At 65.2% G+C, this 24667-nt stretch carries 19 protein-coding genes; 11 read left to right on the top strand and 8 right to left on the bottom strand.

The window, feature by feature from the left end:
• Positions 1–10: 10 nt before the first annotated feature.
• Positions 11–2251 (top strand): xanthine dehydrogenase family protein molybdopterin-binding subunit, encoded by a 2241-nt coding sequence (locus R5R73_RS02860; RefSeq protein ID WP_322528721.1) that lies wholly within the window; start codon positions 11–13, stop codon positions 2249–2251.
• Positions 2252–2278: 27 nt separating this feature from the next.
• Here the strand turns inward: R5R73_RS02860 and R5R73_RS02865 are convergent, their stop codons facing one another.
• On the bottom strand, positions 2279–2926 hold the full coding sequence (locus R5R73_RS02865) for a TetR/AcrR family transcriptional regulator (protein WP_322528722.1): 648 nt from the start codon (positions 2924–2926) through the stop codon (positions 2279–2281).
• A gap of 120 nt (positions 2927–3046) precedes the next feature.
• Here R5R73_RS02865 and R5R73_RS02870 point away from each other — a divergent pair, with 120 nt between their 5' ends.
• The 5 genes from R5R73_RS02870 to R5R73_RS02890 all read left to right on the top strand — a co-directional run bounded on the left by R5R73_RS02870 (position 3047) and on the right by R5R73_RS02890 (position 10449).
• Positions 3047–4156 (top strand): HlyD family secretion protein, encoded by a 1110-nt coding sequence (locus tag R5R73_RS02870; protein WP_322528723.1) that lies wholly within the window; start codon positions 3047–3049, stop codon positions 4154–4156.
• A 35-nt stretch (positions 4157–4191) separates the two neighbouring features.
• Positions 4192–5742, top strand: a complete 1551-nt coding sequence (locus R5R73_RS02875) for a DHA2 family efflux MFS transporter permease subunit (protein WP_071232705.1) — start codon at positions 4192–4194, stop codon at positions 5740–5742.
• Positions 5743–6033: 291 nt separating this feature from the next.
• Positions 6034–6447, top strand: coding sequence for a hypothetical protein (locus R5R73_RS02880; RefSeq protein WP_071232706.1), 414 nt, complete (start codon positions 6034–6036; stop codon positions 6445–6447).
• 9 nt (positions 6448–6456) lie between these two features.
• Positions 6457–8856, top strand: coding sequence for a tRNA(Met) cytidine acetyltransferase TmcA (locus R5R73_RS02885; protein WP_322528724.1), 2400 nt, complete (start codon positions 6457–6459; stop codon positions 8854–8856).
• A gap of 114 nt (positions 8857–8970) precedes the next feature.
• The gene (locus R5R73_RS02890; RefSeq protein ID WP_071232708.1) at positions 8971–10449 is read left to right on the top strand and encodes an aminoacyl-histidine dipeptidase; all 1479 of its coding nucleotides are present in this window, start codon (positions 8971–8973) and stop codon (positions 10447–10449) included.
• Between the two features lie 97 nt (positions 10450–10546).
• Here R5R73_RS02890 and katE read toward each other — a convergent pair whose 3' ends face one another.
• The 3 genes from katE to R5R73_RS02905 form a co-directional block, all read right to left on the bottom strand.
• On the bottom strand, positions 10547–12772 hold the full coding sequence (gene katE / locus R5R73_RS02895; protein ID WP_322528725.1) for a catalase HPII: 2226 nt from the start codon (positions 12770–12772) through the stop codon (positions 10547–10549).
• A 337-nt stretch (positions 12773–13109) separates the two neighbouring features.
• The gene (locus tag R5R73_RS02900; protein WP_322528726.1) at positions 13110–14264 is read right to left on the bottom strand and encodes an App1 family protein; all 1155 of its coding nucleotides are present in this window, start codon (positions 14262–14264) and stop codon (positions 13110–13112) included.
• A gap of 159 nt (positions 14265–14423) precedes the next feature.
• Entirely contained in the window at positions 14424–14987 is a 564-nt protein-coding gene (locus R5R73_RS02905; RefSeq protein ID WP_087719143.1) for a type 1 glutamine amidotransferase domain-containing protein, read from the bottom strand.
• Between the two features lie 216 nt (positions 14988–15203).
• Between R5R73_RS02905 and rmuC the strand changes: the two genes are divergently transcribed.
• Positions 15204–16742 (top strand): DNA recombination protein RmuC, encoded by a 1539-nt coding sequence (gene rmuC / locus R5R73_RS02910; RefSeq protein ID WP_322528727.1) that lies wholly within the window; start codon positions 15204–15206, stop codon positions 16740–16742.
• 61 nt (positions 16743–16803) lie between these two features.
• Here rmuC and R5R73_RS02915 read toward each other — a convergent pair whose 3' ends face one another.
• The 4 genes from R5R73_RS02915 to R5R73_RS02930 form a co-directional block, all read right to left on the bottom strand.
• The gene (locus R5R73_RS02915; RefSeq protein ID WP_322528728.1) at positions 16804–18279 is read right to left on the bottom strand and encodes a chemotaxis protein CheW; all 1476 of its coding nucleotides are present in this window, start codon (positions 18277–18279) and stop codon (positions 16804–16806) included.
• The gene (locus R5R73_RS02920; RefSeq protein WP_071232712.1) at positions 18276–19655 is read right to left on the bottom strand and encodes a PAS domain-containing methyl-accepting chemotaxis protein; all 1380 of its coding nucleotides are present in this window, start codon (positions 19653–19655) and stop codon (positions 18276–18278) included. Before R5R73_RS02920 ends, R5R73_RS02915 begins: the two co-directional genes overlap by 4 nt.
• A gap of 212 nt (positions 19656–19867) precedes the next feature.
• Positions 19868–20341: a Dps family protein gene (locus tag R5R73_RS02925; protein WP_071232713.1), complete on the bottom strand. Its 474-nt coding sequence runs from the start codon at positions 20339–20341 to the stop codon at positions 19868–19870.
• Between the two features lie 193 nt (positions 20342–20534).
• A complete protein-coding gene (locus tag R5R73_RS02930) occupies positions 20535–21671 on the bottom strand; it encodes a glycerate kinase (protein WP_322528729.1) in 1137 nt (378 codons plus the stop codon).
• A gap of 232 nt (positions 21672–21903) precedes the next feature.
• Here R5R73_RS02930 and R5R73_RS02935 point away from each other — a divergent pair, with 232 nt between their 5' ends.
• The 4 genes from R5R73_RS02935 to R5R73_RS02950 are packed head-to-tail and all read left to right on the top strand — an operon-like array spanning position 21904 to position 24618.
• Entirely contained in the window at positions 21904–22491 is a 588-nt protein-coding gene (locus R5R73_RS02935; protein ID WP_322528730.1) for a hypothetical protein, read from the top strand.
• The gene (locus R5R73_RS02940; RefSeq protein WP_110636538.1) at positions 22488–22934 is read left to right on the top strand and encodes a hypothetical protein; all 447 of its coding nucleotides are present in this window, start codon (positions 22488–22490) and stop codon (positions 22932–22934) included. Before R5R73_RS02935 ends, R5R73_RS02940 begins: the two co-directional genes overlap by 4 nt.
• Positions 22931–23617 (top strand): DUF1007 family protein, encoded by a 687-nt coding sequence (locus R5R73_RS02945; RefSeq protein ID WP_322528731.1) that lies wholly within the window; start codon positions 22931–22933, stop codon positions 23615–23617. The genes R5R73_RS02940 and R5R73_RS02945 overlap by 4 nt, the downstream gene beginning before the upstream one ends.
• A complete protein-coding gene (locus tag R5R73_RS02950; RefSeq protein ID WP_322528732.1) occupies positions 23605–24618 on the top strand; it encodes a nickel/cobalt transporter in 1014 nt (337 codons plus the stop codon). The genes R5R73_RS02945 and R5R73_RS02950 overlap by 13 nt, the downstream gene beginning before the upstream one ends.
• Positions 24619–24667: the final 49 nt, after the last annotated feature.

The raw sequence follows: 24667 nt of genomic DNA on the forward strand, positions 1-24667 counted from the left end.
AGAGGCAACGATGACGGAATCAATCATTGGTCACCGCACGACCCGCATCGACGGTGAACTCAAGCTGACCGGCAAGGCGGATTACGCCGCCGATCACAACCTGCCCGGTCAGGTCTATGGCTATCCGGTACCGAGCACCATTGCCCGCGGCCGGCTCGTGGGGCTCGATCTCGATGCGGCGCGCCAGGCGCCGGGCGTGATCGAGATCGTCCATCGCGGCAACTTCCCCGCGCTGCAGCATTCCGACAACAACCCGGCCTGCGGCTCCGAAGGCCGCCTGTTCCACTCGCCGAACACCATGGCGGAGCAGAACAAGGTCGGCGAAGCGCGTCTGCCGTTCGAGGACGACGGCATTCACTACGAAGGCCAGTACATCGCCATGGTGATCGCCGACACCTTCGAGCATGCGCGTGCCGCCGCACGGCTGGTTACCGCGCGCTACGAGGAGGAAACGGCGGTGCCGGGGCTGTTCCAGACCGATGACGAAGGCGAGGAGGCCGGCGACGAATCGGTGTCGCGGGGCGACCCGGAAGGCGCCTTCGAGTCGGCGCCGGTCAAGTTCGATCACACCTACACCATCGCCATGGAAACCCACGTGGCGATGGAGCTGCATGCCTCGAACGCGACCTGGGATGGCGATCGATTGACCATCTACGAATCCACCCAGGGCGTGGTATTCCAGCGCAACGCCATGGCGCAGATATTCGGGATTCCGCCGGAGAAGGTCACCGTCATCGCGCATTACATCGGCTCGGGCTTCGGCAGCAAGCTGTTCATGTGGCCGCATGCGGTGATCACCGCCGTCGCCGCGAAGATGGTCGGCCGGCCGGTCAAGACGGTGCTGTCGCGCCAGCAGAACTTCTGCAGCGCCGGCAACCGCCCGGCTTCGCGCCAGCGCATTCGCATGGCCGCCGACCGCGACGGCAAACTATTGTCGATCCGCCACGACAGCCAGAACGAGACCTCGTTCGTCGATGCCTATACCGAGTCGGTCGGCAGCGGCACGCCACGGGTCTACGCCTGCGACAACGTCTCGGTGTCGCAGCGCCGGGTCCAGGTCAATCACGGCACGCCGACCTCGATGCGCGCGCCGGGCGAAGTGTCGGGCAGCGTGGCGCTGGAGATCGCCATGGACGAAATGGCGATCGAACTCGGCATGGACCCGCTGGAGCTGCGTCGCAGGAACTTCGCCGAGCGCGATCCTTCCGCCGATCTGCCGTGGTCCGGCAACCATCTGCGCGAATGCTGGGACGACGCCTCCAAGCGCTTCGGCTGGGAGAAGCGCAATCCGCAGATCGGCTCGATGCGCGATGGTCACGAGATCATCGGCTGGGGCATGGCGGATGCCACCTGGGAGGCGATGCGCAGCCACTGCAAGGCCCGGGTCGAACTGCGCGCCGACGGCAAGGTGCAGGTCGCCTGCGGCACCCAGGATATCGGCACCGGCACCTATACCATCGTCGCCCAGACCGCCAGCGAACTGACCGGCGTGCCGCTCGAGCGCATCGAGGTCAAGCTGGGCGATTCGACCCTGCCGGCCGGGCCGCTCTCCGGCGGTTCGATGGCGACCGCCACCACGCTGCCGGCGGTGGCCGGAGCGACCCGCGACGCGATCGAACAGCTCAAGCAGCTCGCGATCGCCGACGGCGCGCCTTTCGAGGGCAAGGAAGCCGATGCGCTCACGTTCGAGAACGGCACGCTCAACGACGGCAGCCAGACGCTCTCCTTCGCCGAGCTGCTCGACAAGCTGCAGCGCGGCATGGCGGAAGGCGAGGCCAGCGCGGCGCCGGGCGAAGAGCAGGACAAGTTCTCGTTTCGCTCGTTCGGTGCCCACTTCGTCGAGGTACGCTGGGACCCGGGCATTTCACGCCTGCGGGTCTCTCGTGTGGTCAGCACGATCGACGTCGGCCGGGCGATCAACCCGTTGACTGCCAGGAACCAGGTCGAAGGGGCGATCGTGATGGGGATGGGCATGGGCATGTTCGAGGAGACCGAGTACGACTCAGCGGGCAACATCTACAACAACAACTACGCCGACTACATCGTGCCGGTGCATGCCGACATTCCCGATATCGAGGTCGAGCTGCTCGACAACCCCGACTACAACTTCAACGAGTTCGGCGCCCGGGGTATCGGCGAGATCGGGATCACCGGCATGGCGGCGGCGATCTCGAACGCCGTCTACCACGCCACCGGCAAGCGGATCCGAGACATGCCGATCAAGATCGCTGATCTGATCGCGTCCCGGTGATGTTCTGGTAGCGCGTGGTGCGGCGGGCTATTCCGCTCGAGCCGCCATCGCGCCGCGCAGAAACAGATCGACGCAACGCGTGACGCGCTTCTCCATCGCCGCCCGTGAGGGCGGCGATTCCAGTTGCAGCACGCGGATGAGGTGCCATTCGCCCAGTAGCATGCCGAGAAAGATGCCGGCGAGTTCGACGGCATTGCAGGCCGGCATGAGCTGCCTTTGCATCCGGCGCTCGAAGTAGTCCGCCAGCGCACGGCGTACGCGGCCCGGACCGCCGTCGAAGAACAGCCGGGCCAGTGGCGGCTGGCGAGGGCTTTCCGCCACGACCTCGCGATAGATCCCCAGGGTTTCCTCGTCCATCACCTTGATCAGCAGGTCGATCCCCAGGCGTTGCAGCGCGGCCTCGATGGGCAGTTCGTCGACGGTTTCGGCGGTCAGGGTGTCGTAGATATGATGCGAACGGCGTTCGATCATTGCCTGAAACAGCCCTTCCTTGTTGCCGAAGTGGCGATAGAGAGTGGAGAGGGAACCGCCAGCCTGGGCGACGATATCGTTGACGCTGACCTGACCATAGCCATGTTCGAGGAACAGCCGTTGCGCTGCGTCGAGCAGGGCATCCCGACGCTGGCGGCCGCGCTCGGTCGTCGGTGGGGAGTCTTTGGGGGCTGGCGATGACATGGCGCTTCCTCGTGCCGGCGTGGTCCGATTTCGGTGGCCCGGTGGCGTTTTTAAAAAGATAGTGTAGTCTACACTACACATTAAGTGGGTGTGCGTCTCCGGCATGAAAATAGGCTCGGCATGAAGATCAAGAAGAAACTCTATTCGGCGGCAGTGATACTGATCGCGGTGATCGTGGCGCTGATTTTCGCGTGGCACTGGTGGCAGACCGGCCGCTATTTCGTCGAGACGGACAACGCCTACGTGCATACCGATAGCGTCGCCGTGCGCGCCGAAATCAGTGCGCGGGTCACCGAGGTGGCGGTGGAAGACAACCAGCGCGTCAAGCAGGGCGATCTGCTGGTCCAGCTCGACGACCGCGATACCCGTAGCCAGCTGGCGCAATCCCAGGCGCAGCTGGCCGTCAGCACTGCCAACGTGACCCAGGCCGAGCGCCAGGTCGATCTTGACCAGGCCAGTATCGACGAAGCGCAGGCCCAGGTGACCTCGGCCCAGTCGGACGTTGCCCAGGCGCGCCAGCATCTCGAGCGCTCACAATCGCTGGCAGCGAACAATTACGCCTCGCGCCAGCAGCTGCAGGACGATCAGGCGACGTTGCGGGTTGCCCAGGCGACGCTGGCGGCGCGCCAGGCCAGCGTCGAGTCGGCGAAGCGTCGGCTGTCGGCGGACCAGGCCTCGATCGACAGCGCCAAGGCCAATCGCGAGGCGGCCCAGGCCGATATCGACTACGCCCAAAGCCAGCTGGAGAAGACCCGTATCGTCGCCAGACGCGACGGCGTGATCGGCAATCTCACCGTCGAGCCCGGTGATCTGGCCCAGCCCTCGCTCACCCTGATGCAACTGGTGCCCGTCCAGACGGCCTACGTGGTCGCCAATTACAAGGAGACCCAGATCGGAAGAATGCGAGTCGGCCAGCCGGTAGCGCTGGAAGTGGACGCCTATCCTGACATCGAGTTCACCGGCAAGGTCGACAGTGTGGCGCCAGCCACCGGCACCCAGTTCAGCCTGCTGCCGCAGGACAACGCCACCGGCAACTTCAACAAGATCGTCCAGCGCGTGCCGGTCAAGATTCGCGTCACCGGCCCCGAGGAGCAGCTGTGGCGGCTGCAGTCCGGCCTTTCGGTGGTTCCCTCCGTGGATACCCGCGAGGTCGACGGCCAGGCGATCTATTTCGACCCCGGCCCGCATCTCGACGACGGTTCGGATCTTGCCGTCGACGACAAGTCGTGAATCCGCGCCGTGCGTATCGGTCATGAGTGTCGGCCATGAGTGAAGTCGCAGCACCCTCAGGGGCCGGCCCGCAGGAGATGCCCTCGTGGCACTACCGCTTCGGGTTCATCGCGGCGGTGTTCGGCATGTTCATGGCAATCCTGGATATCCAGATCGTTGCCAGTTCGCTGAACGAGATCCAGGCCGGGGTTTCGGCCTCGAGCGACGAGATCTCCTGGATCCAGACCTCCTATCTGGTCGCGGAGATCATCATGATCCCGCTCTCCGGTGTGCTGATGCGCTGGCTCTCCACCCGGGTCGCCTTCGTCATCTCCTGCGCCGGCTTCACGTTGGCCAGTCTCGGCTGTGCGCTGGCCAACAACATCGAGCAACTGATCGTGCTGCGCGCTATCCAGGGCTTCATGGGTGGCGCGATGATTCCGATCACCCAGGCGATCAGCTTCACGCTGTTTCCGCGCCGGGCGATGGGCGCGGTCCAGGGCGTGATCGGCATGGTGGTGACCATGGCGCCCTCGATCGGCCCGACGGTGGGCGGCTATGTCACCGAGCTCTTCAGCTGGCACTGGCTGTTCCTGGCCAACGTGGTGCCGGGGATTTTCGTGACCCTCGCGGCGTGGCGTTTCCTCGATATCGACGAGGGCGATGCGAGCGTCGCCAAACGGCTCGATTTCCGTGGCCTGATCCTGATCGCGCTGTTTCTCGGCAGCCTCGAATTCGTGCTGGAGGAAGGGCCGGGCGACGACTGGTTCGCAAGCGAGCTGATCGTGTGGATGACGCTGCTCTGCGCGGCTTCGTGTGTCGGCTTCTTTTGGCGAGTGTTCAGCTATGATCACCCCATCGTCGATCTTCACGCGTTCAAGAACCTTAACTTCTCCATCGGTACCGGTCTGGTGTTCGTGGTCGGGATCGCGATGTACGGCCTAGTCTACCTGATGCCGCTGTTCCTCGGTGGCGTACGCGGTTATTCGAGCCTGCAGATCGGCGAGGTGATGTTCGTCACCGGGGTGGCGATGTTCTTCACCGCGCCGATCGTGGGGCGGCTGACCAATTCGGTCGACCTGCGCGTGCTGTTGTTCTTCGGTCTGACGCTGATCGGCATCGGGACGGTGATGAACAACAACCTGACCAGCGAATCCGGCTTCTGGCAGTTCTTCTGGCCGCAGATCGTGCGTGGCATGGGCATGATCCTGTGCATCATTCCGGCGTCACGGATCGCCCTGGGCACGTTGCCACCGCAGGAGCTGGGCAATGCCGCTGGGCTCTTCAGCGTGATGCGCAACCTCGGCGGCGCGGTCGGCCTGGCGATGCTCGATACCGTTCGCGACTGGCGGGTGGACTATCACTGGAATCAGCTGATCCCGGCGCTCAACGAAGGGCGAATCGCGGTCCAGCAGCAGATCGACAACTATCAGGCGATGCTGGTCGGTCACGTCGCCGACCCTTATCACAGCGCCGTGGCCCTGCTCGGCCAGCGCTTCGGCGTCCAGGCCCAGGTGCTGGCCTACAACGACATCTTCCTGTGGCTGGGCTGCATCTATCTGCTCTGCGTGCCGCTGGTGTTTCTGTTGAAGAAGATCGAGCATTGACTGCGGGCTGCGGGCTGCGGGCTGCGGGCTGCGGGCTGCGGGCTGCGGGCTGCGGGCTGCGGGCTGCGGGCTGCGGGCTGCGGGCTGCGGGCTGCGGGCTGCGGGCTGCGGGCTGCGGGCTGCGGGCTGCGGGCTGGGGGCTGGGGGCTGGGATCGTCGGCGTATCATTCTGGCGAAGCTCGAAGCTCGAAGCTCGAAGCTCGAAGCTCGAAGCTCGAAGCTTCTTTCTGTAATCTGGCTTTCCTGCTGACCTGCCTCAGTTTTCGTTCGATCGTTCAGGATGTTGCCGCCATGAATAACCCTCAGCCCCACAAGCCCGGCGCCGACGAGCCCGTCCGCACCGTTCTGCGCCTGATCGGCAGCTTTGCCGCGCCGGTCTTGGTCTATCTCGTGGCGTGGGAGCTGGTGGCGCGGCTGATCCTGCCCGGGGTGGCGGCCAGTGGCCGCGAGTTCGTGATCAACCTGTTCAGTGTGCTGATCCCTTTCGCTGGTGTGCTGCTGAGCGTCTATCTGGCCGGCATCAAGGCCGGTCGTCTGATGGGCGGCGGCGTGATGGCGGTGTTCTTCCTCTATCTCTACGTCTCTTCCGGCGTCGTGTTCAGCTGGTTGCCGGTGGCGTTGACGCTGGGCGGCATCCTGCTGGCCGTGGTCGTCGCGCGCTACTGCCCGACGATGAAACCCGATCTCGGCGGTGCCTTCGGCTAGGTTTCGCTAATGCCCTTGGCCGCGCCGAAGGCGGACTCTGCGCTCATTGCCTGGCTGGCCGATCAAGACGATGGCCTCCGGCGGCGGCGTTGGCGTGGCGTGCTGTGGATCGCCGACGACGCTTCGCGTGCGCGCCGCAAGGCGCTCTCCCTGATGGCGGCGGGACGCTGGCGCTCGCCGCTGTGGATCGGCCCCGACTCCTCGAGTCCGTCCGATGTTTCGACAGGGCCGCAGGCCTCGGTGCGGCTGAGTGCGTCCCGCGCGCGCAGCCGGCTGGGCAGCGAGCACGATCTGGTGGTGTTCGATGCGGTGTCTCCGCAAGCCGGGTTCGATCCGGACGCCTTCGGCGCCATCAGCGGCACCGTCCAGGCCGGGGGCTGGCTGGTACTGTTGACGCCGGCGCATTGGCAACTGCCGGCCTGGACGGATTGGCGCCCGGATGCGGACTATCGGCGTCTCGCGCACTGGCCCCACGAGGCGGAAACCTTGTCGGCGCGTTATCTGCAGCGGCTCGCCGGGATACTGCAGCGTCGTTTCGACGTGGCCACATGGCCGGCGGGCGATTCGCTACCCATCGCGCCATCATCGATCGTCATCGACTCGCCCGTATCGCTCGTCGACGATTCCGAGCCCGAGGCGTTCACAGCGGATGGCGACTGCCTGACCACCGACCAGGCCGCCGCGGTATCGCGGTTGACGCGAATGCGGCGTCGGCGCCCGGTGGTGCTGGTCGCCGATCGCGGTCGCGGCAAGAGCGCGGCGCTGGGCATCGCCGCGGCGCGGCGGCTTGAGCAGGGCGAACGGCGGCTCTGGATCACGGCGTCGAGTCTCGTCGCGGTCGAGGCGGTGTTCGAACGCCTCGAACGGCTATTGCCCGAGGGCCGGCGCGATGCTGGCCGCTTCGAGGTCGACCTGGACGGCCATGTCTGCCGCGTCGAGTGGCTGGCGCCGGAACAGGTGATTCCCGAACTGGCCTCGGCCGATATCGACACGCGCTCCCCGCCGACGCTGTTCGTCGACGAGGCGGCGTCGATCCCTGCGGCTCGGCTGACGGGCTGGCTGCAGCGCTTTCCGCGCATCGCCTTCGCCACTACCGTGCATGGCTATGAAGGCACCGGGCGCGGCTTCGAGGTGCGCCTGCGCGACGCGCTGGATCGACTGACACCGGAGTGGAAGCGGCTCACGCTGCAGACGCCGATCCGCTGGGGGGCCGGCGATCCGCTGGAGACACTGACGCGGGAACTGCTGTGTCTGGATGCCGAGGTGGCCGAAGCCGAGGCCGTCGCCAGCGCGCTACCGGAGGCGTCAGCCACCTACGCCTGGCTGGACCGGGCGGCGCTCGCCCGGGACGACACCCGGCTCGGCCCCCTTTTCGGGTTACTGGTACAGGCGCACTACCGCACCTCGCCCAGCGATCTGCGCCAGTTGCTGGATGGCCCCGACGTTCATCTGCTGGCCGCGTTCGTCGACGATGACGCGGGGAAGCAGCATGCGGTGGGCATCTGCGTGGTCCAGCAGGAGGGTGGCTTCGACGCGACGCTGGCCAGCGACATCTACCGGGGGCAACGACGCCCGCGGGGGCATCTGCTGGCGCAGTCGCTGGCGACCCATGGCGGTTACGAGGAGGCCGCGCTCGCCCGCTGGTGGCGCATCATGCGGATTGCCGTGCACCCGGCGGCCCGGCGCCGAGGCGTCGGCGCGGCCCTGGTCGAGCAGGTCGCGGCGACGGCCCGAGTGCATGGCCTGGATCGCCTGGGCGTGAGCTTCGGTGCGGAGCCGACGTTGATCCGTTTCTGGCGTCGGCAGGGCTTCGTCTCGCTGCGCGTGGGACTCACGCGGGAGGCTTCCAGCGGCGAGCCGGCGCAGATGATGGGGCGCGGATTGACGGAGGGCGCCAGTTCGGCTCTGGCTCGCATGAACGATGACTTCGTCCGCTGCCTGCCGGATCTGCTGGCAAGCGAACTGCGGGATATCGAACCGCTCGTCGTGGCGGCCTGGCTGCACGAGGGGGCGGCGCCGGTCGTGCCTGCCGATCTGGCCGAACGGCTTGGCTGGTTCGCTGCGGGTGGCGGAGAGCTGGCGTTGATCCGCCCGTGGCTGCGTCCGGCCTGGCTGGTGTGGTGGCGGCAACGACCGCTGGCGAGCCTGCCGGACATGCTGACGGCCGACAGTGCTGCCGCGACGGATGACGGCCCGGATGACGCCGGGCTCGCGGCCTCGCCCCGAGTGGCCGCTGCGGTGGCGGCGCTGTTCCAGTATCGGGATGAAGCGCTCTCGTCGCAGCAGGGCCGGCGCGAACGGCTGGTGGCGGCACGTCGGCTGGCGGCGGCATTGCTGGCCTGGCACGGCAAGCGCCGAGATCTCGCCGGCCTTGTGCCGGATATGGTCAAGCCGCAGCTAGGCGAGTAAGGTGTTGGCACCCCGAAACGAGCCGCGGTCTGCCGCCGGCCAGGATTTCATTCATCACTCTTTCGACACCCGTTGCGGTGGCCTGCTCGCCGCACGACGAGGCTGGAATCGACCATGAACGATCATCTGCTGCAACTCTCTCCCGAGCCCGTGTGGCGCCATTTCCGGACGCTCTGCAATACGCCGCGCCCCTCTGGCCATGAAGCGAAGCTGGTCGACATCCTCGAGCGCTGGGCCGACGACAAGGGGCTGGCCCATGATCGCGACAGCTACGGCAACCTGCGCATCCGCAAGGCAGCGAGCCCGGGCTGCGAGGCGGTGCCCGGCGTGATCCTGCAGGGTCATCTCGACATGGTCACGCAGGCCAACAGCGACCATCCTCACGATTTCCTCAACGACCCGCTCGATACCTACGTCGAGAACGGCTGGCTGCACGCCCGTGGCACCACGCTCGGCGCCGACAACGGTCTCGGCGTCGCGGCGGCGCTGGCGATTCTCGAAGCGGACGATATCGATCACGGCCCGCTCGAGGCGCTGTTCACCCTGGAGGAGGAGACCTCGCTGCAGGGCGCGCTGTCGCTGGAGGAGAACTGGCTGGAAGGCCGCTATCTGCTCAATCTCGACTCCGAGGATCGTGGCGAGGTCTACATCGGCTGTGCCGGCGGCGCCGACGTAGTCGTCGATGCCGATCTGCCGATGCGCGGCTGCGACGAAGGGGAGGTGATGCGTCGGGTCTCTCTCACCGGCCTGGTCGGCGGGCACTCCGGGGCCGATATCCACAAGGAGCTCGGCAACGCCAACCAGCTGCTGGTGCGCGCGCTGCGCGGGCTGGGCGAGTTCGAGATTCGCCTGGTGGACTATCACGGTGGCACGTTGCGTAACGCTCTGCCACGCGAAGCCTTTGCCACCATCGTGGTCGATGAGCATCACCTGCCGGCGGTGGAGGAAGCGCTCACCAACTTGCAGGCGCTCTACCGCGAGGAGCTGGCGGGCGTCGACGACAACGTGACGCTCTCCCTGTCGCCGGCGGCGGTCTCCTGCGACGACGAGGTGGAAGCGCTCACCGATACCGCGACCCAACTGCTGGTTTCCGCGCTACATGCCGCGCCCTATGGCGTCGAACGCATGAGCGTCGAAGTGCCGGGCGTCGTCGAGACTTCCAACAATCTTGGTGTGGTGTCGCTGGAGAAGGGGCGGTTCCATCTGTGTGCGCTGGTACGCTCGCTGCGGGATAGCGCGACGCGCAATCTGGCCGATCGGTTCACGGCACTGTTCGGGCTGATCGGCGCCCAGACGCGGGTCGAGAACGCTTATCCGGGCTGGACGCCGAGCGCGGACAGCACGCTGCTGACCCGCTTCCGTCGCCTGCACCAGGAAGCACTGGGCGAAGACCCGGCGGTCAAGGTGATCCATGCCGGGCTGGAGTGCGGCATCATCGGCGGCAAGTATCCGCAACTGGAGATGATCTCCTTCGGACCGGTGATTCGCGGGGCGCATTCGCCCACCGAGCGCACCGAACTGGCGTCCGTCGAGGAGTTCTGGCGTGTACTCAAGGCGCTGGTAGCCGACATCGCTTCCGGCAAGGCCGCCTGAGACGACCCTGCCGGACAAGACGTACTAGCTCATGACGTGCTGGGTCATGACGTACTGGGCCATGACGTATTGGGGACGTACTGGGCCATAAAGACCACTAAGCCGGCATGTCGTTGGCCCTGGCATCGCGCGACCAGACGCGGTGCTGCCCCATGGCCTGAGTGAAGGGGATGAACACGTCGTCCACGCTGGCGCCGAGGAAGATGCCATCTTCCTGGGTGGGCACGTTGGCCGCGGCCAACAGCTCCTTGCCTTCCGCGATGGCGGCAATCGCCTTGAGGTGCTTGTAGGCTTCCTGGACGTAGTAGCGTCCCAGTCCGGATTGCGACAGCGTCCGGACGCTTTCCGCCCCGCCGGCGACGATGACCGAATCCAGGGTCACCGAGGGCTGGCCGTTGAGCATGGCATCGGGTGTGACCGACTGGCCGTTCGCGGCCTTCACCGGCGCCATGCTGGGGGCGATCACCATGCCTTCGGCGCCTTCGGCCTCGAGCTTGCTCTTGATCGTCTCCACCTGATCGCTGTCGACACCGTCGGCGACCAGGATCGCTACCTTGCGATATTTGATATTGCCCGGCAGACGCGTCATCAGGCTCAGCGCCGGGGATTCCTGCTGCGCACTCCGGCCCAGTTCATCGGCCGGCGCCGGCTTGCTGGAAGGTGCCTCGATGCCATGGTTCTCGCCGACCCGGCGTGCCAGTTCCAGATCGATGTTAGGCAGAATCTCCTTGATCACCCGCTCGCGAATCCACGGCCGCTGCACCTTGGAGAGCTCGAAGGTGTAGGCGGCGATGATGTGTTCCTTCTCGACGTCGGTCTGGCTATTCCAGAACAGCGTCGCCTGGGAGTAGTGATCGCCGAACGATGCGCTACGCGCGCGAATCTTGTTGGCGTCGATTCGCTCGTTGACCGTCTCGAACCCGCCGTTTTCCGCCGCGGGCGGCGTCTCTTTGGGCCAGCCGCCGTCGATCGAATTGGGCTCGTAGGAGGCCTGGCCCTTGTTGATCGTCTGGCGGTGCATGGAGTCGCGCTGGTTATTGTGGAACGGGCATACCGGCTGGTTGATCGGAATCTCGTGGAAGTTGGGCCCGCCCAGGCGCAGCATCTGCGTATCGAGATAGGAGAACAGCCGGCCCTGCAGCAGCGGGTCGTTGGTGAAGTCGATCCCCGGCACGATATGGGCCGGATTGAATGCCACCTGTTCGGTCTCGGCGAAATAGTTGTCCGGATTGCGGTTGAGCACCATCTTGCCGATAGGGGTGACCGGCACCTGCTCCTCGGGGATGAGCTTGGTCGGATCGAGAATATCGAAGTCGAACTTGTGCTCGTCCTCTTCCTCCACGACCTGAATCCCGAACTCGAATTCCAGAAAGTCGCCGTTCTCGATATCGTCCCACATGTTGCGACGATTGAAGTCCGGATCCCGGCCCCACAGCTTCTGCGCTTCGTCCCAGATCAGCGAACAGGTGCCGGCCAGCGGCTTCCAGTGGAACTTGACGAAGCGCGCCTTGCCCTGCTTGTCGACCAGCCGGAAGGTGTGCACGCCGAAGCCTTCCATGTTGCGGTAATGGCGCGGGAAGGCGCGGTCGGACATGGTCCACAGCACCATATGTGAGCTTTCCGGCATCAGCGAGACGAAATCCCAGAAGGTGTCGTGGGCCGACTGCCCCTGAGGGATCTCGTTGTGTGGTTCGGGCTTCACCGCGTGCACGAAGTCGGGGAACTTGATCGCGTCCTGGATGAAGAAGACCGGCATGTCGTTGCCGACCAGATCCCAGTTGCCCTCGTCGGTGTAGAACTTGGTGGCGAAGCCGCGCACGTCACGAACGGTATCGTTGGAGCCGCGGGCCCCCTGGACGGTGGAAAAGCGCACGAATACCGGCGTTTTCTTGTCGGGATCCTGAAACAGTCCGGCCTTGGAGTACCGGGCGGCTTCCGCGTAGGGCTGGAAATAACCGTGCGCTGCCGCGCCGCGGGCGTGGACGATACGCTCGGGAATGCGCTCGTTGTCGAAATGGTTGAGCTTCTCGCGGAAGACGAAATCTTCCATCAGGGTCGGGCCACGCTCGCCCGCCTTCAGCGAGTTGTGATTGTCGGCGATCCGGGTGCCGTGATTGGTGCGCAGGTCATGCCCCTCGGCATCGCTACGGTACTTTTCCAGATTCTCCGACTTGCTCTGCTCGGTGGTCTTGACGTCCGTATCGTTGGGGCCGCCACGGTTGGAGGACGTGTGAGGATTGTTGGACATCCGTATCTCCTGATTTGAATCGACGGCAGATACTCCGGGATGTCGACATCCCTGATCGACAGCCAACCGGAGCACCTGCCGTTAGTGTGCGGGTGAAACTCCTCTTACAACTAGAAGCCTCCACCGACGATGGCAAAGGGGGGATTCGGCTGCCGTTAACCTGCATCAATCGCTGCCACTAATCCGGCTCCGGGAATTCGATGCCTTCGCCCGGCGATAACCGCTGGCAAATACGCTGGCAAAGGGGGACGGGGAAAGGCGTGGTGGAAGAGAAGGCGCTGTAAAAAAGAGGCGCGGTGGAAGAGAAAGCGCGGTGGAAGAGAAGGCGCGGTGGCAAGGCAGAGGCGGCTGAAAAGAGCGGTTGAACCCGGGCTGGCAAGGGAAGGCGGGCGGCAGACGCCGCCGACTGAGACTAATACTGGTGCGTATCCTTGCGTACCGCCTCGCAGCCTTCCTCCGAGATGTACCCCTTCGAGAGCGCATGCTCCGCCATGCTCACGCTGTCATGGGCGAGAATCAGCTCGCAGCCTGCATGGCGGACCTCGTTGGCCAGCGCTTCGATGGCCGCGTCCCGCTCGGGGTCGTTGTCCACCTTGCGAATATAGATGGCGCGCACGCGTTCCGGGTGTTCCTTGACGATCTCGGTGTAGACCTCCGGGTCCCGCTGGCCGCTGTCGCCGATGAGAATGAACGGCAACGTGTCGTAGAGCGACAGCATGTTGCGGATCACGTCGGACTTGTGGTCCTCGGCCTTGCGCGGCCAGGGGCGCTTCAACGTCATGCCCCATTCGCGCAGGAACAGGATCGGCCCTACCGGAATGCGGTTCATGTTGAAGAACATCTCGAGAACTTCGTAGATGCTCCACGGACCGCGTGACACATAGAGCATAGGGCGGTGGCGATTGCCCTCGGCGCCACCGTAGAGCGCCCGATACAGCGCAGCGACACCGGGAAAGGCCGTGCGTCGATCCGCTTTCTCCATGAACAGGCGATACAGCATCTTCAGCTTGTTGGCGACGCCGGTATACATCACCGTGTCGTCGATATCGCTGATCACGATCAGGTCGGTGCTCGCCGGCGGAATGTAGATTTCGGTCTCGGTGCTGATGGCGTCGTCCTCGGAGAGCACCTGCAGCTTGACCGAGTGCCAGATCGCCTCGGCAGGAAGCGTGTGGGTAATGTCGATATGGGCGTGGAAATAGCCGTCGCGGTCGGTGGTGACGGAGGCCTGGGTCGCGCCAATCCGAATGTCGACGCGGGCGTCGCGGACGCCGTGCCTCACCAGACGACGCGCGACATCGACCAGATCGCGGGCGATGCCGCCTTTTTCCCAGTTCCTTAGCCGTCCGGGTTGGCGAAAGACGCGGCCCATGATGAAGGCTTCCGAGTGAGAACCGTAACCGCGATACGGATGCACGACGACCCCGCCTCGGCCCTTGTCGCCGCGCATCGGCCGGATGAAGAGGCGAACCAGTTTCTTGGCGAAATGAACCAGTTTCGTCACGAAGAGCCGAGGCAGCGAGCCCGAGGTGGCAGTGTCGGCGGAAGTATCGCGAAATTGAGGCACGATGACGGAGGATCCTAGGTTTGATTAACGGTGAGTATGGGAACTCGCGCGCTATCCTGCAAAGTCTGGTCGGGCTTCGGTCGGCCTGACGACAGCCGGCATGACATAAAAAAAGCGCCCACCGATCGGCGGGCGCTCGTTTGGCGTCGCGAAAGGCGATCAGGCATGCTGCTCGCTGTGACGCCCTTCGGCCAGCTCTTCGATCAGCTTGCCGTTGAAATCGTCGAGATCCTTCGGGGTGCGGCTGGTGACGAAGCCGCTGTCGACCACAACCGATTCGTCGACCCAGTTGGCGCCGGCATTCTTGAGATCCTGCGCAATGGACGGCACGGAAGTCAGTTTGCGGCCGTCGACGACACCTGCGTTGATCAGAATCCACGGCGCGTGACAGATCGCGGCAACCGGCTTGCCGGCTTCGAAGAAGCTCCTGACGAAGCCAAGCGCTTTTTCGTTCGTGCGCAGTTCATCCGGGTTGAACACGCCGCCTGGCAGAACCAGCGCATGGTAGTCGGCGGGGTTGGCGTCCGCCAGGCTCTTGTCCGCTTCGTAGGTTTCGCCCCAGTCCGTTTCGGCCCAGGCGCGAATGCCCTTGCCGTCCGGGGTGATGACATGTGTCTCGACGCCCTGACCTTGCAGTGCGGCGCGCGGAGAAGAGAGTTCAGCTTCCTCGAACCCGTCGGCGGCGAGGATTGCGACACGTTTACCATTGAGTTGCTGAGCCATCGTGACCTCCTGGTCTTGATAAATCGGCTTGATGTTTCGATAGATGACAAGCCCATGGGCCATCCCGGTCCATGTCTCGGCTGACTCAAGAAGTTTGGGATAGTCTGGGCAGAGTTCAAGGAAAACCGGGCGCTTTCGATATCATCGCTTGCGCTGAGGCAAGGACTCACGGATGGTGGCGCCGCGATGGCGCCGAGGTCAGAGGAAGGCAGAGCGATGAGTGTAGCGGGTGAGTGGCTGTCGGGCGGTGGGCTTGTCTTGCTGCTCGGGTTCGTGGCGTTGTTCGTGACGTTAGGACTCGGCGTCGGCCTGGTGTGGCAGCGGCGGCGCTACGCGCGCGAGCGGGACATGCTTCGATCCCGCTTGCAGGCCAGCGAGACCCAGTGCCTGCGGCTGGAGCAGGAGCTGGCCCAGAGCGATGGGCAGCAGGACGATCTGCGCGAGCGCCAGGCCCAGCTGCAGCAGCAGTTGGCCGCTCGCGAACATCAGCTCGAGGCGCTCAACGAACGTCTGGCGACGCTGCGAGAGCAGTATGGGCGACTGGAAACCCGGCACGAGCAGCAGCAGAACCAGCATGCGGAACAGCTCCAGTTGCTGGAGCAGGCAAAGACCCGCCTCGGGCACGAGTTCGAATCGCTCGCCGGGCGCATTTTCGACGAGCGCCAGCGCGCCTATAGCGCCCAGAGCCGGGACAGTCTCGAAGCGTTGCTGAAGCCGTTTCGCGAGCAGGTCAGCGGCTTCCGCCAGCGTCTCGAGGAGATCCATGGCCAGGAAGTGCGCGAGCGGACCACGCTCAAGGTGCAGATCGACCAGCTGGCCACGCTCAACCGCCAGATCACCGAAGAGGCCGCCAATCTCACCCGCGCGCTCAAGGGCGACAAGAAGATGCAGGGCAACTGGGGCGAGATGATGCTCGAGTCGGTGCTGGAGCGCTCCGGCCTGCGGCGGGATATCGAATACCGCCGTGAAGTTTCCCTCGATGGCGATCAGGGGCGCCAGCGCCCGGATGCGGTCATCTACCTGCCGGACGACAAGCACCTGATCGTCGACGCCAAGGTCTCGCTCAACGCCTACGTGCGCTACGTCAACGCCGAGGACGATGCCGAGCGCGCCCAGGCCCTGCGCGCCCATGTGCAGGCGGTGCGAAGCCATATCGATGCGCTGTCCGGGCGCGACTATCCCCGGCTTCCCGGGCTGCGTTCGCCGGATTTCGTGTTCCTGTTCATGCCGGTGGAGCCGGCCTTCGCCGTCGCCTTTCAGCATGACGAGACACTGTTCCAGGACGCCTTTTCACGCGACATCGTAGTGGTCACGCCGACCACGCTGCTGGCCAGCCTGCGCACGGTATCGAGCCTGTGGAATCTGGAGCGGCAGAACGAGAACGCCAGGCACATCGCCGAGCGCGCCGGCAAGCTGCTCGACAAGTTCCAGGGTTTCGTCTCGAGTCTGGAGGACGTGGGTCGGCATCTGGGGCGGGCCCAGGGCAGTTACGATCAGGCGATGGGTCGGCTTTCGACCGGGCAGGGAAGCCTGGTCGGCCAGGCGCTGGCGCTCAACCGGCTGGGCGTGCGCATGAAACGCGACCTGCCTTCGCACCTGACCCGCGATGCCGAGGAGGACGAGCCTGCCGAATCCAGGGCCGTCGGGTCGCCCGGCAGCATCGGAACGTCCAAGGTCAGCGATGAGGATCGGCGCGCTGAGCCCGATGGCGACGATCCCCCCGACTTCCGCGAATCGGACGACACCAGAGGCTGACCGGGATGTCGATGGGATTCGGCAACGCATCCGCGGCGTTCCGTTCGTCTCAGCATTCGCCTCAGGCGGTCGAGCCAGCCTCGCTGAGCCGCTTGGCCAGAGTCTGCAGACACAAAAGCGCCATCACCTGACGCTTGTCGCCTTCGCCGACCGAGATCAGCCGTTTGGCCGCCTTGACGGGGGAGGGCTCGGGCGACGCGCCGTCGACGGCATCGCCGCGCCAGCGAATGGTAAAGCTCTCCCTGGGCGCTTCGACGTACTCGATTCTGCGGAGGTAGTCGACGAGAAACCCGACGAGACCGTCACCCGTCTTGACGACCAGGACGTGATTCGCGGGGTGGGAGGAGTCGATTCCCAGCAGCGCGCGCAGATCCACCAGCGAGACGCTGCGATCCTGTCGACGCCAGGCGCCGAGAAAAGGGCCGGCCGGATGCGAACTCTTCTGATAGTCCGTCGGTGCCGAGTCGACGGCTTCGAGCTGGTCGAGCGTCGTGACGTAATCGCCGCCGCAGCGGAAATGGACGAAGGCGAATCGCTGCCACTCGCGCTGTTCCCGCGCTTGCCTGGCCTCCGTATCGAGCCGGGTATGGAGACGCGCCAGCGCGTTGACGTTGAGGTTGCCGAACAGCTCGTGGTGATCGATCGCCAGGGCGTCCTTGCCCTCGTCCGCGGCGGGCACCAGTGCGCTGACGGCGGAGGCGTAGCCCGCACTCGGGGAGACCGGTAGAGGCGCCGGCTGGTCGCTGCCCGTCAGCGTTGCGACGCGATCGACGGCGAGGGCGACACGACCGTGATCGCTATCGAGAACGGCGAGATGAGATGGCGGTGTCTGGCGGGCCGGCTGGCCGATCAGCGCCCGGGGATCGAACAGCGGCAGGGTGGCGCCACGCAGGGCGACATTGCCGAGATAGGCCGGCAGGTCGATCACGGGGGAGTCGATGGGGCCGCAGGTGGTGACTTCCCGTACCGCGCCCACATCCAGCGCCAGTCGTGTGTCGTCACAATCGACGACGAGCCAGCGCCGGTCGCTGTGGGTGTTCTCCTTCACGGTGGCGGCATTCGGCCTCTGCCGGCCGGCTTCGACGTGTACCGAGACCATGCCCTCGAGGGCGAACAGCGCTTCGAGGTCGAGCACGTAGATGGCGCTGTCGAAGTCGGGATGCTCGAGCAACTGTGGCGTCAGGGCGTCGGCATCGCCCGCCGCGTTCTTTAGCGTATGGAGCTGCTCGGGATCGACGCTCACCAGGTCCCTGATGTGCGAAATCCGCATCCCGAAGCGGCCGCCGCGATATTCGATGATCGCCATGAGCTCGCCGGCTTCCCGCGGGCCCGTGCTCGGGTCCAGTTCGAGCAGCCTGCCCAGGTCGATCGCCGGCACCGGCGAGCCCCGCCACAGCAACGTACCCAGCGACCAGCGTGGCGCCAGCGGGCGGGGAGAAAGAGGCGTCTCGAGACGTATCACCTCGATCAGGTGCGCGGCATCCAGCGCGATGTCACTGTCGTTGAGGCGCAGTATTCCCAGTACGCGTTGGGTCATGATGTCTTGTCGTTACCCGCCCCGCGCTGGGTGGCTTGGGCCAGGTCGCGGATCAGTTCGTCGACATGCTTGGCGGTTTCCAGCTGTTCGCCTGCCGAGCTGGCGATCTTCTCGACCGAGGCGGTGGTCTGCCCGACGCCGTCGACGATGCGTCCGAAGGAGTCGGCGGCGCGCTGGGAGACGGTATTGCCACTCTCGATACGCTTGAGAGATTCCCCCAGCAGGCGGTTGATCTGGCGGGTGGCATCGGCGGATTTCTCGGCCAGCTTGCGCACTTCGTCGGCCACCACGGAGAACCCGAGGCCGTGTTCGCCGGCACGAACCGCTTCGATCGCTGCGTTGAAGGCCAGCAGGTTGGTCTGCGAGGCGATTTCGCCGATGACCTGGACGATGTCGTTGATGTCTTCCGAGGATTTCTGGATGGCGGTCATCGCGGTACGGGAGTCGTCCAGCGAGCGGGTGCCGTGTTCGGCTTCCTGCTGCGTAGCGCGCGCCAGTTCCCGCGTCAGCTGCGTGTTCTCGGCGATCGAGGCAATCGAGGCGTTGAGCTGTTGCAGCGAAACGCTCATCGCCTCGGTCAATGTCTGGATATGCTCTTCCAGTTCGACCTGATCGGTAATGTCGGTGGCGAACTTGACCACCTTGTAGGGGGCGCCATCGGCATTGAAGATCGGATTGTAGGTCGCCTGGATCCAGACGCGGCGGCCATGGTTGCCGAACCGCATGAACCGCCCGCTGAAGAACTCGCCGCGTCCCAGGGACTGCCAGAAGTCGCGGTACTCCCGGCTGGTGACGTAATCCGGTTCGCAGAACATGCGGTGATGATGGCCGATGATGTCGTCGGCCTGGTAGCCCATGGTGTCGAGAAAGTTGCGATTGGCGGACAGGATATTGCCCTTGAGATCGAACTCGATCACCGCCAGGGCGCGATCCATGGCGTTGACCTTGCCTTCGTACTCGGCCGCCAGATGCTTTTCCGCGGAGATGTCCGTCGCCATCTTGATGACCCGGTACGGCTTGCCGTCCGCATCGTTAACCGGATTGTAGGTGGCCTGGAGCCAGACCTCCTTGCCACTCTGGGTCAGGCGGCGGTATTCGCCTGCCATCAGCTCACCCTGGGCGAGCTGCTGCCAGAACGTGCGGTACTCCGGCGTGGATATCTCGGCGGGGTCGCAGAAGAGGCGGTGGTGTTGGCCGACGATCTGGTCGAGCGTATAACCCATCAGATCGAGGAAGTTGGCGTTGGCGCTGACGACCTTTCCCTGCAGATCGAACTCGATGATGGCCTGGGAACGGTCAATGGCTTTCCACAGCGCATCCAGTTGTTGGCTCTGTGTGTCGAGGGTGACGGGGGGATAATCAAAATCGACCGACATGCTGGATGACTCCAAGACGTGCAAGATCACGCGCGAGCCTGCGGGCAGACAATAAAGGCCCATGCGCTGGTGGGTTAATGCCGCGTTACAATGGTGTACTAAAGTTTACTTAAATGTCGAGAGGCTTCAGGGGGAAGAGACAGGAAAGCCACCCGAGGGTGGCTTTCCTGTCGGCAGGCTTCACCTTTTTTCCAACAGGTTACGGCGAATACTCAGCCCAGATAGGCGTTGAGCATCCACACGGTCTTTTCCTGCTCGCGAATGTAATCGCTGGCCATAGAGGCGGTGCCTTCATCGTCGGCATCGCTGGCCTGAGAGAGCAGCTCGCGCTGGAGCTCGATCAGAACCTGAAAGCCTTTCACTAGGCCCTGAACGCACTGCTTGCCGTCGGAGACCTGCTTGTCTTCCTGAATCTGGGAAATCTTGGCGTAGTCGCTGTAGGCGTGCAGCGGCTGATAACCCAGTGTGAGAATGCGCTCGGCCACTTCGTCGACCTTGGTCAACAGGTCGGTGTAGATCTCTTCGAATTTGGCGTGAAGCTCGAAGAAATGCTCGCCCTTGATGTTCCAGTGATAACCGCGGGCGTTCATGTAGAACACCTGGTAGTTGGCCAGCAGGGCGTTGAGCTTTTCCGCAAGCTGGGACGCGCTGGAAGCGTGCAGGCCAATGGCATTGGTATCGGACATGAGATCTCTCCTTGAAGGTGCTGAAAGTCAGTCTAACCGGGCGTCACATCGAGGCCCATCCAAGCATCTGTATGGGATGAATAGTGACGTTCTATCATGTCGCGATCATGTCGCGACGTGCCGCGCTCTCTTGAAGATATCAGGGCAGCACGAGGGGAAAGCAAGGGCCAGAGGCGAGCGAAATGTCGCACCTCTAGCGAGGGTCGACCTGCCAGAGTCGGGCCAGTGTGCGCGCGCGGTCGCTCAGCAGTTCGCCGCAGCGTGACAGCGCCTCGTCCAGTGTGAGCGGGCCGTCCGCCAGAGCAAACGCCGCCGTGATGCCGTGATCGAAGGCGGCCTGCCACTGATCTCCCAGGCACCCGACCAGCGCGACGGTAGGAACGCCGAAGCGTTCGGCACGGCGAGCGATGCCGATCGGCGTCTTGCCTGACAGGCTCTGGCCGTCCAGCTGGCCTTCGCCAGTGATCACCCAGTCGGCATCGGCGAGCAGCGCGTCGAATTTCACCTGCTCCATGACCAGCTCGATGCCGGGGCGCAGCGTGGCGCCGAGGAAGGCGCGCGCGGCGAAGCCCATGCCGCCGGCGGCACCGGCACCCGGCAGTTCGCGGAAATCCTCCCCCAAGGCTTCCGCCGCATGATCGGCGAAGTGGGAGAGCGCACGGTCGAGCCGTTCGACGTCGGCGCTGGTGGCGCCTTTCTGCGGGCCGAATATGGCACTGGCACCCCGCAGGCCGAGCAGGGGGTTGTCGACGTCGACGGCGGTCCGCACCTCCAGCGAGGCCAGGCGAGGGTCGAGCCCGTCGAGATCGAGCGTCGCCAGGTCGGCCAGCGCGGCGCCACCCGGCGGAAGGGGCCGCCCTTCGCTGTCGAGCAGGCGAGCGCCGAGGGCCACCAGCATGCCCGCGCCAGCATCGTTGGTGGCACTGCCGCCCAGCGTCAGTACCAGCGAACGAGCCCCCGCATCCAGCGCCGCCTCGATCAGTTGGCCGACGCCGAAGGTGGTGCTGTGAAGCGCGGTGCGCTCCTCTCGTTCGAGCTGCTGCAGGCCGCTGGCTTCGGCCAGTTCGACGAACGCGGTGAGGGTGGCCTGGTGCCAGCCCCAGGCCGCCGTGGCCTCGCGCCCCAGCGCGTCCTGCACGTTCGCCGTGCGCCGCTCGGCACCGGTGGCCGCCAGCAGCGCATCCAGCGTGCCTTCGCCGCCATCGCCCATCGGGCATTCATGCAAGATGGCATCGGGTAGCTCCCGCTTCAGGCCGGCGGCAATGGCGGCGGCGGCGTCGCGGGCGGAGAGCGCATCCTTGAAGCTGTCAGGGGCAATGACGATATTCATGGCATCCTCTGTCGAGAGTAAACGAGAGTGAAACGGGCTCGTCGTGGCAGCGGTCAGCATAGCGTCGTTCCACGCCGACGGCGACGGGCTATCGTGACCTGCTGATCGCCACTCGCGCGCTCGTGCGACGTTGCCGCCCGCTCCCGTCGGAAGTCGTCACGATGGGCGTGGATTGGCAGGGGGGAAACTGGCATGCTGAACGCTGTTCGCAATCCCCCGCAAGGAGGCTGTCATGAACGATCGACGATGTCGGATTGGGCGCTGGATGGTTCTCTTCACCGGGCTCGGATTGTTGAGCGGTTGCCAGACACTGTCGGCACCGGCGCCCACCTCGGCGGCCGGCGGCAATGCGCTACCGGCCGCCTGCCGCTGGCCGGCCGGCAGTGCCGATCCGCTGGAGCGGCTACGGGCCACGCGCGAGGCGCTCGAGAGCCAGGGCTACGCCATTCTCGATACCGATGCCACGCTGGGCCTGGTCAGCGCCGAGCGCAAGACATTGCAACCGGGCCTCGGCGCGGTGGAAAGCCCGCTAGGGCGCACCGGCTTCTGGGGCGGCTTCGGCCTGGGTGGGCGGAACGGCTATTCACTGGGCGTGTTCCAGAACTTCGGCGGTGGCTACAACACCGACCCGGTCCAGATAGAGCGCGTCTCGGTGGTGACGCCGGAGCAGACGACCCTGGTCGACCGTGATTCGGTCGTGGTCGATTACAACGGCTATCTGATCGACGCACGCAGCTACAACCAGCCGTCGTTCTGTCAGCAGTTGCGACAGGACATCGACACCCGCCTGAACAGGACCGCTGGGGAGGCAACGCCATGAATCAACGCAAGATGCCCGCGCTTCGGCGGCGTACGGTATCCCGTTCCCGCCCTTGGCGAGTCGCCGGGCTGGGGCTGCTGATCGGGATGCTTTCGCTGACCGGCTGTGCCGTCGCGCCCCAACCGCAGCCGCGGAGTATCGCCGTCGAGGCGACGGCGGAATCCACCCTCAAGGCAACGCTCGCGATGCTGGCCGAGCGCGGGTTCGTGATCCGTCACGCCGATGGCGACCTGGGCCAGATCGATGCCGTGCTGGCGTCTCGCTCCGGGTACGAGGTCCACGCTCAGGTCACCAGTGGGGGCGAGCGTCCTCCGGGGCTAGTCATCCAGAACGGCGATACCTTCCTCACCCTGAGTGGCCGACGCGGCGGCCAGCCATTGGATGCGCTGGAGCTCGATCCGCTGTTCATCGACGTTCAGAATCGGTTGGGATTGTTGCCTTGAAGAAAGCGTCGTCTCGCTGCCGCTATGGTTGGCTGGGCCTGGGGATCGCCCTGTGTCTGGGAGAGCCTTCGGCGGCGTTGGCTCACCCGCACGGCTGGGTCGACATGAGCGTCGAAGGGATCTTCGATGACGAAGGAAACCTGACCGCGCTGCGTCAGCGCTGGCGCATGGATCCGTTCTACAGCCAGGTGGTGATGGAGGAGATGGCGACCGACGACGACGCCACCAGCATGGCCGAGCGTCTCGATGCGCTGGGCGTCGAGATCCGCGACAACCTCGCCACCCAGCACAACCTCACCACTATCACTCTCGACGACGACCCTTTGGCCCAGGGAGACGTCAGCGACACCAATACCGACTATCGCGACGAGCGGTTGATCTACGATTTCGTGCTGCCGCTGGCGACGCCGCTACCGCTGGCCGGTCGTACCTTGCGCTATCGGATCTTCGATCCGACCTACTACATCGAGATGGTCCACGAGGCCAACGAGGATGGCTCCCGGCCGCTGCCTGGCGCCCTGACGCTGGCAAACGCCCCCGAGGGGTGCGCCACGGTCGTCGTCAAGGCAACGCCGGACCCGCAGAAGGTGATGGAAGCGGCGATGCTGGACAAGAGCGAGACCGGCGAGCCGAATCTCGGCCGCTTCTTTGCCGAGACCGGAGAGATCACGTGCCCCGGTTGAATGCGTTGCTGAAAGTGATGATTCCGTTGGCAATGCTGGTCGCCATCGGCGTGGCGGGGTATTCGCTGGGCTGGTGGCAGCAGGCCGCGGTACGCATCGTGTACTGGCAGGGCGAGTTCTACCACGCCCTGGTCGAGGCGGTCACCGCCCTCAAGCGTACGCCGAGCGCGGCGACCTGGGGCTTGTTGCTCGGCGTGAGTTTCGGCTACGGCGTCTTCCATGCGGCGGGGCCGGGCCATGGCAAGGTGGTGCTGAGCACTTACCTGGCCTCGCAGGGCGGCGCCTGGCGTCGCGCGCTGGGGCTTTCCGCGCTGGCGGCCTTGCTGCAGGGCGTCATGGCGATCGCCATCATCGGCGTGCTGGTCTTCGGTCTGGGCTGGCTGACCCGACAGGCGATGGGCAGCATCGAGCAGGCCGAGCTCGTCAGCTTCGCCGTCGTCTCGCTGCTGGGGTTGTGGCTCTGCGTGCGTTCGCTGCGTCGCCTATGGCGTTCGCGCCACGCCAGTTCGCACGCGCAGGAGGGCATTCATGAGCAGCGCCATACGCACGGGGCGCACTGCGGCTGCGGGCACGAGCATCATGTCGACCCGCGCAAGGCGAGCGACTGGCGCGTGGCTCTGCTGACGGTGCTCTCGATCGGCATTCGGCCCTGTAGCGGCGCCGTCCTGCTGCTGGGCGCGGCCGCGTTGCTGGACCAGTTCGGCAAGGGTGTGGTGGCGGTGTTGGCTATGTCGGCGGGAACGGCGCTGACCGTCTCGGTGCTGGCGCTGCTCAGCGTCGTGGCGCGGGATTGGGTCACGCGTCATCTCGAGCCGGCGGCTGGCGGCGGTCAGTGGCAGGCCTGGATCGGCCTGGCGGGCGGAGCGCTGATACTCGTGCTGGGGCTATCGCTGACGCTGGCGCAGTGGCAGCGAGGCCCGGCCGCCGCGCCGCCCATGCTGGGCGCACCCACGGCGCAGTCCGAACCTGCCCCGGGGCCATTCGGATCGGGGCGCGGCTGATTCTGGATCGGCTCGAGCCGACGCGCCAAGCTCGCGGTCAGTTCGTCAG

Origin of the sequence: Salinicola sp. LHM (assembly GCF_034479735.1) — a bacterium.
Classification (GTDB): domain Bacteria; phylum Pseudomonadota; class Gammaproteobacteria; order Pseudomonadales; family Halomonadaceae; genus Salinicola; species Salinicola salarius.